Genomic DNA, 13,326 nt, shown 5'->3' with positions numbered 1-13,326 from the left:
AAAGAGAAGAAACCAATGGTTGACCCGTATTCCATCGTGGCCCTGTCCAACGTCGTCCACACGATCAAGAAGCGCGAAGACGCGATCGAAAACACGAAGCGCATCTGCGATTTCATGGACCCGGCCGTCATGGTCGCCGCCACCGACGGCGCACCCGTAAAGCTGGTAGTCCTGCCCGAGATGGCGATCCAGGGCATGTTGCCGGACTTCAAAGCCGGCAACAAGGAAGCCCACGAAGCATTCGCCATGACGATCCCCGGACCCGAAACTGACATCCTGGGCCAGAAAGCCCGCCAGCTGAACACCTACATCGCCGGTGAGCTGTACTTGGTCAAGGACGAGGACTTCCCGGGCCACCTGTTCAACGTGGCGTTCATCATCGATCCCAACGGTGAAGTCATTTACAAGCGCTACAAGTCCACATCCGACGCCTACGAAGGGGGCGCGCTGGGCACCACCAACCCGCACGACATCTGGGACGAGTTCGTCGAAAAGCGCGGCAACGGCAGCGTGCTGGACGCGTTCTTCCCGGTGGCCAGGACCGAGATCGGCAATATCGGCTACATCATCTGCCACGAAGGCGCCTACCCCGAGACCTCTCGTGGCCTGGCCATGAACGGTGCCGAGATCATCATTCGGGGCACGCTGATCGAACCGCAGGTGGGCGCCGGCATGTGGGACCTGCAGAACCGCGCGCACGCCATGTTCAACCAGGTCGTCGTCGTCGCTCCGAACCTCGGCCCGCAGCGCAACGACGACGGCAGCCTGTTCGACCTGTTCGGCGGCCAGTCAATGATCGTGGACCACAAGGGCAACGTGCTGGTAAAGCAGGCTGGCGTCAGCGGCGGCGACTCGTTCGTGAGCTCTGTCATCGACCTCGAGGCCCTGCGCCGCTCACGCAGCGCCAACGGCGTCACCAACTGGTTCAAGGACCTGCGCACCGAAATGTACGCCGGCATCTACGAGCAGCCGATCTACGAAAAAAACCAGTACCTGACGTCACCACCCACTGAAGGCTGGCTGGCCCGCGAGGAGAAGCGCCGCGCAGGCAACATCGACAAGCTCATCGAACGCGGCCTGCTGGTTCCGCCGTCGGGCACCTCCCGCTAAGAGAGCATCCACCTGATCGAGTGACCAGGTAATGCGGGCGCCCGGGCCGCCGGGCCCGGGCGCCCGCACACCCTTTAACCATCGTCGTCCTCCGAATTATCCGGAGCACCTGAAAGCGAGCCGCATGTACGCCGCCATCCTCCGCACCCCCGGTCCCATCGAAAGCAACCCGCTGGACTACGTCGAAGTCCCCGAACCGACACCTGGCCCCGGCGAAGTATCGATCGACATACTGGCTTGCGGGGTATGCCGTTCCAATCTCCATATGATCGAAGGTGACTGGCTGCCGGGCACGCCCGCCAGCGTGCCCGTCATCCCGGGTCATGAGGTGGTGGGCAGGGTCAAGGAGCTCGGCCCCGGCGTCACCAACCTGGCCGTGGGCGACCGGATCGGTGTGCAGCCCATTTGGTCCACGTGCGGTCTGTGCATTCATTGCCTGACAGGGAACGAGCAGCGCTGCCGTGCACGCCAGATCACCGGTGAAACGCGGGACGGCGGCTATGCCGAAGTCATGCTGGCGAACGCGGCCTACGCTTACAAGATCCCCGACGGGCTCTCCGACGCCGAAGCGGCCCCGTTGCTGTGCCCTGGCATAACCGCACACGGTTCAGTAAAAAAAGCGCAACTGTCCCCGGGCCAGAAAGTGGGCATCTTCGGCGTCGGCGGCGTCGGTCACATGGTCCTACAAATGGCGGCCCTCACCGGGGCCGACGTTTACGCCGTCTCCAGGAGCGCCGCACACCGTGGCCTGGCTGAAGAGCTGGGTGCGACAGTGTCGTATGTCCCGGCCGGGCATGAAGGCGGCCCGGTGCTGCCGGACGCCTCGCTGGACGCTGCCATTGTCTTCGCTCCATCGGATCATGCCGTTGCCGATGCCATCCGCGTGGTCAGGCCAGGCGGACGCGTGGTTCTCGGGGTGGCACAGTCGGTGGGGCCCCTGGACATTGGGGACGAAAAGACAGTGGTCGGCTCCGTCCTAGGCAGCCGCTGGGAGATGTCCGAGGTGCTGGGCCTGGCCTCCGACGGAAAACTACGCTCCGTGCACGAGGACTTTCCTCTCAGTGAAGCCAACCTCGCGCTGTCGCGGTTGAAGTCCGGAGACCTTCTGGCGCGGGCCGTTCTGATTCCGGGCGCATGAACACCGACGCCAAAGTGCAACCGCACCGGTTTCTCGTCGTCGGACGCGGCTGGCGCGCCGACTTCTACTTCCGCATCGCCCGGCAACTGCCGGAGCTGTTCACCTGCGTGGGCGCGGTCACGCGGACCGCCGAGGGCGGAGCGGAGATCGAGCTGCAGTGGCGGTTGCCGACTTTCCGCACCATCGATGAGGCTGTCGAGCTTTTGCGGCCGGACGTTGCAGTGACCTGTGTTCCGCGGGAAGCCAATCTGGACGTGCTGCGGACCCTGGTCGCGCTGGGCATCCCCGTCCTGACCGAGACCCCGCCCGCGGTTGACGTTTTCTCGATGACTGAGTTGTGGAACGACGTCGGCCACACAGGACTCGTTCAGGTAGCTGAACAGCACCCGTACCTGCCTACATTTGCCGGTGTCCGATGCCTCATCGAAGACGGAGCCTTCGGCGAGGTTAGCTCCGCGTCCGTCTCCTGGACCCATGACTATCATGCCGTTGCCATCCTCCGGGCACTCATGGACACGGGCAGCGATCCCGTACGTGTCCTTGCAACCGCCCAGGATGTTCCCATCATGGCCGGGCCGGACCGAACCGGATGGCCCGAAAACCAGAATCTTGGGACCGAACGCCAGACCCTCGCCATTCTCCGTTTCGGCAGCAAGACGGGCTTCTACGATTTCACCGATACACAGTGGTTCAATCCACTGCGTAGGCGGCAGATCCAGGTTCGCGGCAGCCACGCCGAACTGGTGGGCGACCAGCTCACGTGGCTGGCGGACGACGGCGCACCTGTCAGCGCCCCGATCGTGCGCCGTCAACTCGGCATCGACGGCAACCTGGAAGGGGCCGAGCTGGACACCCTGAGCGTCGGAGGCCGGGTCATATACCGCAACCCGTTCCCGGGCGCGCGGCTCTCGGACGAAGAGATCGCCATTGCAGTTTGCCTGCTGAACACGCTTCCAGAAAATCGTTCCGAGGGATACTCCCTTGCTGACGGCTGCCAGGACCACTATCTCTCCCTTCTGATACATGAAGCTGCTGGATCCGAAGGGGGCACCAACTCCAGGCTTCAACCTTGGTCAAACGCCCAGCACTGCGCGCAGGCTCTGTCCTGACCGTAAAACTACGACTCTTGATACAACCCATGGTCGTACACAACAGATAAGCAAAGGAAAAAGCATGGAAAACCGAGCTCTTGGCCGTACCGGGCTGTCAGTCTCACCCGTTTGCGTGGGAACGAGCGCCCTGGGCAGCCATCCCACTCAGTACGGTTACGAAGTCAGCACTGACACCGCCGTTGCGACCATCCGCAAAGTCATGGAAGGTCCATTCAATTTCGTCGACACGTCCAACGAATACGGCCACGGGGGCGACAGCGAACGCCGGATCGGCCAGGCCCTCGCGGAAGCGGGCGGCGTGCCGGAGGGCTTCGTCGTGGCCACCAAGGTAGACCCGATCGTCGGGACCAGGGACTTCTCGGGAGACCGTGTCCGCCGGTCCGTGGAGGAAAGCCTTCAACGGCTCGGCCTGGACCGTCTTCAGCTCGTCTACTTCCACGATCCCGAAAAGATCACCTTCGAAGAAGGCACCGCGGCCGGCGGTCCCCTCGAGGCCCTCATTGAACTGAGAGACCAGGGCGTGATCGAACACCTCGGCGTCGCCGGCGGCCCCATCGACCTTGAGCTGAAGTATCTGGCAACAGACGCCTTCGACGTCGTCATCAGCCACAACAGATACACCCTTGTGGATCAAACAGCCGAACCGCTCATTCAGGACGCAGCCTCCCGGGGCGTGGCGTTCGTCAACGCCGCACCGTTTGGTGGCGGAATGCTCGTCAAAGGCCCCGACACCGTTCCCAACTACTGCTACGGACCGGCCAGCCAGGCCATCATCGAGCGCGTGCGAAAGATGCAGAAACTATGTGAGATGTACTCGGTGCCGCTGGCCGCCGCCGCCCTTCAGTTCTCCACCCGCGATCACCGCGTAGCATCCACCATCGTCGGCATGTCCGAACCCGGCCGCGTCGACCAAACAGCACGTCTGGCCGAATGGGACATTCCGGCTGAACTCTGGTCCCAGCTCCTTCCCCTGGCCGCTGCCGGTACGGGAGAACTGGGCTAGCCACAGGTCGTGAGTTCGACGTTTCCGCCCACTTTGACCGGTTTCTTGCCGAAGCCATCGCTGCCGACCGGGAGGCAGGACCAGGACTCGGGCCCGATGCACTGTACGGCCTGTACACCATCTGGTGCCTGATCACCCACTCCCCAAGGGCCCCTCCCTTGGTGGAATTTAAGGCGCTGAAGGACGTGCATGGCATCAGTCCCACGAGCAATGCCCTGGCCATGACCGGTCCTGCCGCGACCGATTACATCCTGGCCAGCGTGCCGAACGTCATCTGAGTTTCGTGGGTGCAGGAGCTTTGTTGGGAGCCAAGGGAAGGGCTTCTTGGATGAGTTGGCGGGCGGCAGCGTGTGCCAGGCGCGGGTAGCCGGTATGCAAAGGGGGCATGCCGAGCGCCTGCGCCCCTTCCAGGAGAAGTGCCAGCTTTCTGGCCAGCCCGTCGGGATCGGCGGCGCCGCCCTGGCGGGACATGCGAAGGGGCGCGCCGCGACGAGCTCAGCCAGGTTTTTCGGCCCCGTGAAAGAACCACGGGCCTGCATGGTCCGGAGCTCGCGGCGGTCTATTAGTGCCCGATGCTGACGGTTAGATCAATGGGATGCCGTCATTGGCGGCGAAACGAGTCCGAAGCCACGGCGCAGGGACGAGGCTCTCCGCTCGCGGCGCGGAGGTGCTACAACCCACCGCCGATAGCCGTGATTCCGTAAAGCTAATGCCAGCTCGTTTCGCCGGACCAGCCGCCCCAAGCACACTGGGCCGGCACCAGGGCGCGTATGTTCCTGCAAAGGACCGCCCGACTGATACGAATGCCACCAACCACAGCGCACCGGACGAGGGGTATGACCCGCTCATCCAGACCTTGGAGAAGCGCGACCCGCCGGACGAATGGGACCCCAATCAGGCCAAATAGTCGAGAGGCTCTCGCCGGGTTACTCCACTTGAACAACCGAGTAGCCGTAGCAGAACAGGGCTGCGGCAGCTTTGTCTTTGGTTGTGCCCTCGGCCTGCATTTTCGTCAGTCTATCCGCGAGCTGTTCGGTGGCCTGTCGGAACGCATACGCGTCGTTATAGGCCATTCCGACCGTGGCATCGACCAGGGAGCTCTGGAACTGCTCCGAGTTCTTAATCTCTCCTGCTGCCCAGGCGCAGGCGATGTCGACCCCCGCGGAGACGGCCTTGTTCTTCTTTGCGGCCTTGGCTATTTCCGCCATCCGGTCTGCACTCGCTTGAGGGATCGACCAGCCGCTGTAGTTGTCGGCTTGCCCTGCCACGGCGGTGACCTCCTCAGCAGAGGTGTGATACCGGCTGGCAAGTTTGGACGCATCAGAGGCGGCGACTTTGATTTCTCCGGCGTCGTGGCCCACTGCGCTGGAAACCTTGGACGTTGCGCTTTTCGCGAGCTGAACGGCAGCTTCCCGTTCTCCTCCGGTGCAGGCTGTCAGGCCCAAGGCGACGACCGCCACGGCCGTGAGCACAGTGAACCTTGCTCCTGGTTGTTTTCTCATCAGAGGTCCTCTCGTCGCGCAGGACCCCCCAGACCCCTCGTAATAGTGCAGTGTGGCACCCAAGCTGTTGGGTTTCAAGGGCCTCGTGGGCTGGAAGGGAAGCGCCGCCGGAGCTAAGCCCTGCGCATATGTACAGCGGGCAGATACTTCTGATACCGAAAGGCTTCAAACGTGGCTTCCTGCACCGAGCGCACTAGGGTCAAACTGAAGTATTCGAAGTGGACTCCCTCGAGAACGGCGTTGCGGTTACCGTCGCCAGGTCGCCATCACCGAGGTCAGCCACAACAATCAGTAAAACCGCCTGACGGCGAGAAGGAGACCATCTATAGCATCGGCGTCAACCACATGCCGCCGGGTCGTGGCCGACAGGACTCTCATCAGCAGGTGAAGCGGATCCATATGCAGGTCCCTCCCCGACCATTTTAGAACGTCGATAACGGATATTCCGTCAGGCTACGGCGACTCCGGATATACGCAATGCCGGCCCGGCGGCGAAACTCATTCCAGCTTTGCGAGCCGGAGGTACTGGTAGACGGTCTCCCGGCTGATCCCGTAGTCACGGGCAAGGAGGGCTTTTGGAACACCGGTGACGGCGCGCTGAACGAGTTCGGCGGCCCGTTCTGGCGTGAGGGTCTTTTTCCGTCCTTTGTATGCGCCACGTTGCTTGGCAAGGGCGATGCCTTCCCGCTGGCGTTCCCTGATGAGGGAGCGTTCGAATTCGGCGAAGGCGCCCATGACGGAGAGCATGAGATTGGCCATAGGGGAGTCCTCGCCGGTGAAGACCAGGCTCTCTTTGATGAACTCCACTCGAACTCCTTTTCGGGTTAGGCCTTGGACAAGGGCACGCAGGTCATCGAGGTTGCGGGCGAGCCGGTCCATGCTGTGCACCACCACGGTGTCCCCGTCACGGGCGAACCGCAGCAACTCCGTAAGCTCTGGCCTCGCGGTATCCCTGCCGGAGGCCTTGTCCGTGAAGACCCGGTCCAGAACGTGGCCGTCAAGCTGGCGTTTCTCGTTCTGGTCCAGCGTGCTTACGCGCACGTACCCGATCCGCTGGCCAGCCATCGGCACCTCCAACCATCGTCCTGTCAGGTTGAGTTCTAGGCTCCTTCCAGAAGAAAGTCAAGACCAGGTGTGGACATCAACAGTTTTGGGTGCAGCTAAGAATGCCCCAAAGACCTGCCTGCGCCAGATCGCGTGGCAGCTGTAGGTACAGAGGCATATCCAGGGAATTATGGTCCATCATTTTCGTCTCAGGCGGCAAACCCCTAGGGTTCGATGCCAGTGCCCGCGTTGATCAGGTAGATCCTGGAGACATGCCGGTCCTGACAGCCCGCATCCAGACGATTTCTGAGGCTTCCCGCTCTTCCAGGGTTCGGCACGATCGGGATGGGCAATTAGTTCTCCCGGAAGACCAGAGAGGTCCTAAGCTTGTACGACTGGATTGGCGCCCGGCTCTGAGGATGGACATATGAGAAGCAGTTTTTCCTCCTTTCCTTCCCCTTCATCTCGAAAGGGAAGGAGGGCCCCGGGCTGGCACAACCGGCGGCGTCTACTTTCCCAGACCGTTCGCCAAACACCTTTGGGGCGGGGGGCCCATCGAGGCCGCCTCGGAGGCGGCCTTCACATCCCCCTGCTTGCTTTTGGTGCTTCCATTTTGACCTTTATGGTGGTAACACCGAGCTCCCGCTTTCAGTCAGAGAACACGGCGGGAGCGGACCTGGGATTTTGGTTAGTGACATTGGCTACGGCAGCCGTAGTGGCGCTAGTTATTCAAGCGAGCAAGGGTCCAAATGCGTGGTGGACCACTATGGCCGTGCTTATAGGGATAGTGAACACGCTTGTCGTTCCTTGGGTTCTTTGCATTACTCTGGAAATCCCCGCTGTGGTCGGCATGCCTCCGCTGATGTTTTCCTTCTGGATATCACTGGCAGCTATGGGGGTTCTGCTCGCCGTCAAGGTCCATCGCATGGATCCAGGATCTGTCACAAGGGTGGCTATCGGGGGTAGCGTTGGCCTCGCCGGTTTCGCGCTCGTGATAACCCAATTCGGGACCTCTGCGTTTGGCTACGAAGCAGTCGTGCCGCTTTCCCCAAACCCAGGGGCAGCCGGCTTGGATGTAAGGGACATATCAGCCGGAGATACCAAGCTCACCTTGAGGTATGACAGCGGACTGGTACAGCAGGCGTACTTTGACAAAGGGCTCCTACGAGTAACGAGGCCAGCCTACTTCCGTTATGTGGACTACACATTCACTAATGGACCCCGCCGGGCCCGAAGACTCCGGGCGGAGAGAGATGCGGATAGGTGCAACTTACACTGAGGCCATGCAGTTCTTGGCGACAATGGGTTTCGTTAAGCAAGTTGAAGCGGGAATTTCGGCACGAAGATGAAAACGACAAATTCGGATATACAAAGCTTGCTTAACCGTGCCGCAATAGTCCGCACGCAAAGTGCTTTTCGTTAGGGGAGCCCTTTTAGCCCCTAGCCTTACGTAACGACGCTTATCGGCGCTCCAAAATACGTGGGGGAGCGGCTTCAAGAGAGGCTGTTTCCTGCCCGCATTTGGTGGCGTTTTCTCCCAACGGGACTGTCTGAACGGTGCGTGGGTCCGGACGGTTTCATTAGTAAATGACCGGTTCGGTCCGCGGGGTGCCGGATGCGTACCTTCGCTGTGGCTCCGGCCAGTGCCGTCCGAGCACCACTTGATATTGGCACCCTTGTAATGAGCTGGCGATTCTCCCCGGCCTCTGCACATTGCCCCGATTCGCATTGCAACAGTCAGGTAAGGAGGGCATCGCTTTTGACGACGTTGATCATTGGGGACAGTAGTTCTAGAAGGTTGAGCGCCTGGACATGCGCAGCGTCGCTCTGACCAGCACACCCGTCCTCGACCACCGTCACATATCGACCTGCGTCCGCGGCACCCAGGGCGGTGGCAAGGATGCAGCAGTCAGTTGCCACACCGGTGAGGATGATCTCTTCCCCGACCGGAATCAGTTCGGCCAGCTCTTGCCCCCATTTGGAGAACGTTGGAAGGTCGATGGAGCCTCGGGTCTCAATGTCTGGAAGCTCGGTGTGCCAGATGGGATCGGCGGGATCCAGGCGCATGCTTTGCCAGCGGTCGTAGTACGACGACCACGCGCCATTCTCCGCAGGGTCGGGGATAAAGCGTGTGCTGATGGGTTCCAGTCCGGATGCCGCCAGACGTGCGATGGTTCGGGCCGCTTCGTCGTAGCGAGGGATGTGCCACTCCCCTTCTTGGCGGAAGGCACGTTGCATGTCAATCACGACCAGATGACGCTTTGCCCGCCCGGCGGGACCACGTTCGGGCTGCCCGTCATGATTTCTGGCCTTCCCGGCCGGTGTAGGGGTCGGCAATGCCGATGTATTGGGTGGTGGTGTATTCGGCGATGCCCTCCGTGCCGCCTTCGCGGCCGAGCCCTGATTGTTTGACGCCGCCGAAGGGTGCTGCGGCGTTGGAGATGACGCCGGCGTTGAAGCCGACCATGCCGAACTCGATCTGTTCGGCCACGCGTAGAAGCCGGTTGAAGTCGCGGCTGTAGAGGTAGGAGGCAAGCCCGTATTCGCTGGCGTTGGCGAGCCGGATGGCGTCCTCTTCGGTGGCGAAGGTGGTCACCGGGGCGACGGGGCCGAAGATTTCCTGGCGGAGGATCTCGGCGTCGTTCGGGACATTAGCCAGGACGGTGGGCGGGTAGAAGTAGCCGGGACTGTCCACGGGTGTGCCGCCGGTGACGGCGGTGGCGCCGGCGGCGACGGCGGCCCTCACGAGTGCGTGGACGTCGTCGCGGGCCCTGGCGTCGATGAGCGGGCCGACTTGGGTGTCCGGTTCGGTGCCGCGGCCGGTGGTCAGGGCGCCCATGGCTGCGGCGAACTTGGCGGTGAATTCCTGTGCCACGGATTCCTGGACGAGGAAGCGGTTGGCGGCGGTGCAGGCCTCGCCCATGTTGCGCATTTTGGCGGCCATGGCGCCTTCGACGGCTTTGTCCAGGTCGGCGTCTTCGAACACGATGAACGGGGCGTTGCCGCCCAGTTCCATGGAGGTGCGGAGCACGTTCTGTGCGGCGTCGGCGATGAGTCGTTTGCCTACCGGGGTGGAGCCGGTGAAGGAGACCTTGCGTAGGCGCGGGTCCGCGAGCAGCGGACCGGAGATCCCGGCGGCACTGGAGGAGGACACCACGTTCAGCACGCCGGGGGGCAGGCCGGCGTCGAGCATGGTCCGGGCGAACAGCTGGGAGGTCAGCGGCGTGAGTTTGGCGGGCTTGAGGACCATGGTGCAGCCTGCGGCGATCGCGGGGGCGACCTTGCGGGTGGCCATGGCGAGCGGGAAGTTCCAGGGGGTGATGAGCAGGCAGGGTCCTACCGGTTTGTGCTGGACGAGGATCTTGTTTTTGCCCTCGGGGGTAGTGAGGTAGCGGCCGTAGTCGCGGACCGTCTCTTCGGAGAACCAGCGAAGGAACTCGGCGCCGTAGATGACCTCGCCGCGGGCTTCGGCCAGGGGCTTGCCCATTTCCAGGGTCATCAGCAGCGCGAAGTCCTCGGCGCGATCGGTGACCAGGTCGAAGGCGCGGCGCAGGATCTCGGCCCGTTCCCGTGGTGCGGTGTGCGCCCAGGAGGCCTGGGCGGCGTCGGCCGCGTCGAGCGCCGCGACGGCGTCCTGGCTGGTGGCCGAGGCGAGGGTGGCTATGGCCTCGCCGGTGGAGGGGTCGTGCACGTCGAACGTGCCGCCGTCGGACGCGTCCCGCCACTGTCCATTAATGAGGAGGCCGGTGGGCACGGAGGCGAGGAGCCTCGCTTCAGGCCCGGTGATTACGGTCTCGGTGGTCGTGGTGTTTCCTTCAGCCACTTAGGGCTCCTTCCAAAGTCCTTGTGAGTTGGTCATTGTGCAGCAGCCAACGTCCGGGGCAGCGGCCAAATCGCGGCGCCGTTCTCGTGCGATCCTGGCGAAACGAGCCAACGATAGTGCTGTTGTGCCCAGTTCCGGGTTGCTGTGACGTCGTGGTGCAGTTGCTCGGTGAGGGCGTTGATGGTCGAGAAGGTTTGTTGATCCCGCAGCTTGGCAGTCAGGGTGACGGTCAGCTGCCGCCCGTAGAGGTCGTCGTTGAAGTCAAGGAGGTGGGCTTCGAGCAATTTGTTCCCGGTCTGGGCATAAAACGTCTGCCGTCGTCCGATGGAAACTGCCGCGAGCCAGGGCTTTCCGGAGTCGGTCCGGATCACCGCAGCCCATACCCCGTCCTCGGCCTGGTTATCGAAGAGCTGGATGTTGGCGGTGGGGAATCCGAGTGTCCTGCCTCGTTCGTCCCCGTGTTCAACGATGCCTTGAATGACTGTCATGATCCTGTTCCGTGCTGGTCCGGTGGTACCGGGGCGGCCTCGAGGACCTGATCCAGCCACGTCACACGGTTGCTGAATCGCCTTATCTTCGAAGGCGCCGTCCAGCGGAAAGTGTCGTGTTCGTCATTGATGGTCAGCCTGCGGCGCCGGGTGACGGCTGTGAAGGTGTGCACCAACCACGGGTTGCCCTGCTTGTCTGGCAACAGAAGCGGCGTCCCCTGCCGGAAATCAGTCAGGTCGTTCTCGGTAAGCCCTGTTTCCTCGCGAAGTTCTGTGAGGGCTTGCCCTTCAGGCGTGGTGCCAGGTTCGAGATATCCGGTGATGCAATGCCAGAGTCCGCGGTCATGTCCGACGGACTGGCTTCGTTTGAACAGGGCGATCCGTCCTCGCCACTGAATGATCACGGCCACCACGGTGCGGGGCTGCATTCTGCGAGTGCATGTGCCACTCCGCCTACCCGTAGGAGCGGTGCGATACTCATGTCGATCCTTGTCCGGCTCGGTTGTTGGGCGGATGCGGTTCTACCGTGTGGCGGTGGCGTCCATGGCTGTTGTGGATGGGACAGGTGGCTCCCCGCCTGTCGGTCGGGGAGCCACCTGGTCTTAGAGGGTTTGCCCGGCGATGCTGCGGTCGAGCATTTTGTGTCCCGAGAGGCGCTGGCGCCGGTGGGTGGCGAAGTAGACGCCGGTCGCGACGGCGGCTCCGACGTAGTAGGAGAGGTCGCCGATTTGGGGGAACGCGGCCGCGATGGGGCCGGTGTAGATCGAGGACATCCAGAATGGGGAGGAGATGACGACGCCTGCAGCCCAGGCCACGAAGCCCCATTCGAATTTCCTGCTCTTGTCGAAGAGTTCGCGGAGGCCTCGTTCGGTGCGGCGACCTCCGAAGAGGTAGTCGCACACGAGGACAGCCACGTATGGGGCGATGCAGTACGCCGTCAGATTGAGGAACGCGGTGAAACCTGCGTTGAACCCTTCCTGGCCCAACAAGGCTACGACGTATGAGGCGACGCAGATGACCACGACGGCGGTGTGGCGTTTGACGGGCACGCCCATGGTCTGGATGGATATGGCGCCGCCGTAGACGTTCAGGAAGTTTTGGGTGAAGGATGACAACGCGACGACGCCGAGTCCGATGGCGGCCCAGGGTCCCAGGACTTCTTTGAGGGCGCCGATGCTGTCGGAGGCACTGGTAGTGGATCCGAGGACGGTTCCCAGGATTCCCATCCAGACCAGGGTGATGAAGTTGCCGAGCATGGTCGCCCAGCTGGCACCGCGCCTGTTGCCCGGTGTGTTGGGGAGGTAGCGGGAGTAGTCGGAGGCGAATGGCATCCAGGCGACGATGAAGGAGAAGAACCATCCGAAGAAGACAATCCATCCGCCGATCCCGTTGAAGCCGGGGGCGGTTGTGTCGGCGACGTTGATGACTCGTCCGTTGGCGGCGGCCACGATGGTGATGAAGGCGAAGCCGATCACCAGGACGAAGGAGAGGATGCGCTGGAGGAAGTGGATCAGGTTGTATCCGATGACGGCCACTCCGAGCTGGATGCCCATGAGAATAAGGGACGAGAGCCAGAACGGAATGCCGGTCAGCAGTGAGATGGCCTGTCCGCCGAGGATGACGGTGACGGCGGCCCATCCGATGCCGGCGAAGACATTCACGTATGCCACCGGGAACAGGTTACCGATGAATCCGAGAGGTCCCCGGCCCTGCATCTGCTGTGGGACGCCGAGCCGGACGCCCATGGCGGACAGGTATCCCATTCCTGCCGAGGAGGTTATGCCGGCGAGGACGATCGCTAGGACGGCGGCCCAGAAGGGCAGCCCGAAATAGGCGGCACTGAAGCCGAGGACGACGATGGGGAAGTTCATGCCGGCCGCGAACCAGAGGAAAAACTGCGATCGGGGCTTGCCGTGGCGTTCCACGTCAGGGATGTGTTCGATGCCGTAGGGCTCGATTTTGGTGAGGCTGTCGCGGTACCCGCGGTCTTCGGCGACACTGTTTTCGGCAGCGCGCATGGTGTCTGGGCTCATGATTGTCCTAAAGTTGGATGCGCACTGCGGTGCGCTGCTTACGAGCAGATTGGGTCGGCGCGGCTGGTTTCCT

Annotated in this window: 11 protein-coding genes; 4 read left to right on the top strand and 7 right to left on the bottom strand. The window is 62.5% G+C overall.

Annotated features, from left to right (window positions below; genetic code table 11):
• Positions 1-15: 15 nt before the first annotated feature.
• The 4 genes from AC1D14_RS08370 (at position 16) to AC1D14_RS08355 (ending at position 4,363) form a co-directional block, all read left to right on the top strand.
• Positions 16-1,110, top strand: coding sequence for a nitrilase-related carbon-nitrogen hydrolase (locus AC1D14_RS08370; protein WP_230117789.1), 1,095 nt, complete (start codon positions 16-18; stop codon positions 1,108-1,110).
• Between the two features lie 124 nt (positions 1,111-1,234).
• Positions 1,235-2,248, top strand: a complete 1,014-nt coding sequence (locus AC1D14_RS08365; protein ID WP_230117790.1) for an alcohol dehydrogenase catalytic domain-containing protein — start codon at positions 1,235-1,237, stop codon at positions 2,246-2,248.
• Complete coding sequence (locus AC1D14_RS08360; RefSeq protein ID WP_230117791.1) at positions 2,245-3,357, top strand: Gfo/Idh/MocA family protein; 1,113 nt, start codon at positions 2,245-2,247, stop codon at positions 3,355-3,357. The genes AC1D14_RS08365 and AC1D14_RS08360 overlap by 4 nt, the downstream gene beginning before the upstream one ends.
• A 64-nt stretch (positions 3,358-3,421) precedes the next feature.
• Positions 3,422-4,363, top strand: a complete 942-nt coding sequence (locus AC1D14_RS08355) for an aldo/keto reductase (RefSeq protein ID WP_230117792.1) — start codon at positions 3,422-3,424, stop codon at positions 4,361-4,363.
• A 926-nt stretch (positions 4,364-5,289) separates the two neighbouring features.
• Here the strand turns inward: AC1D14_RS08355 and AC1D14_RS08350 are convergent.
• The 7 genes from AC1D14_RS08350 to AC1D14_RS08320 form a co-directional block, all read right to left on the bottom strand.
• Positions 5,290-5,865 carry a hypothetical protein gene (locus AC1D14_RS08350; RefSeq protein ID WP_230117794.1) on the bottom strand — a complete coding sequence of 192 codons (576 nt, stop codon included), beginning with the start codon at positions 5,863-5,865 and terminating at the stop codon, positions 5,290-5,292.
• Positions 5,866-6,363: 498 nt separating this feature from the next.
• Positions 6,364-6,930, bottom strand: coding sequence for a recombinase family protein (locus AC1D14_RS08345; RefSeq protein WP_230117795.1), 567 nt, complete (start codon positions 6,928-6,930; stop codon positions 6,364-6,366).
• A 1,716-nt stretch (positions 6,931-8,646) separates the two neighbouring features.
• The gene (locus AC1D14_RS08340) at positions 8,647-9,156 is read right to left on the bottom strand and encodes a cysteine hydrolase family protein (RefSeq protein WP_476968284.1); all 510 of its coding nucleotides are present in this window, start codon (positions 9,154-9,156) and stop codon (positions 8,647-8,649) included.
• A 49-nt stretch (positions 9,157-9,205) separates the two neighbouring features.
• Entirely contained in the window at positions 9,206-10,732 is a 1,527-nt protein-coding gene (locus tag AC1D14_RS08335) for an NAD-dependent succinate-semialdehyde dehydrogenase (RefSeq protein ID WP_230117797.1), read from the bottom strand.
• A gap of 32 nt (positions 10,733-10,764) precedes the next feature.
• Positions 10,765-11,220: a riboflavin kinase gene (locus AC1D14_RS08330; protein WP_230117798.1), complete on the bottom strand. Its 456-nt coding sequence runs from the start codon at positions 11,218-11,220 to the stop codon at positions 10,765-10,767.
• Positions 11,217-11,648, bottom strand: coding sequence for an NUDIX domain-containing protein (locus AC1D14_RS08325; protein WP_476968283.1), 432 nt, complete (start codon positions 11,646-11,648; stop codon positions 11,217-11,219). The genes AC1D14_RS08330 and AC1D14_RS08325 overlap by 4 nt, the downstream gene beginning before the upstream one ends.
• Before the next feature lie 174 nt (positions 11,649-11,822).
• On the bottom strand, positions 11,823-13,253 hold the full coding sequence (locus AC1D14_RS08320) for a purine-cytosine permease family protein (protein WP_230117800.1): 1,431 nt from the start codon (positions 13,251-13,253) through the stop codon (positions 11,823-11,825).
• Positions 13,254-13,326: the final 73 nt, after the last annotated feature.

This window comes from Arthrobacter sp. P1_B11, from assembly GCF_056406715.1.
The sequence above is the reverse complement of the archived record's forward strand: the minus strand, read 5'-3'. Positions and strand labels throughout refer to the sequence as shown.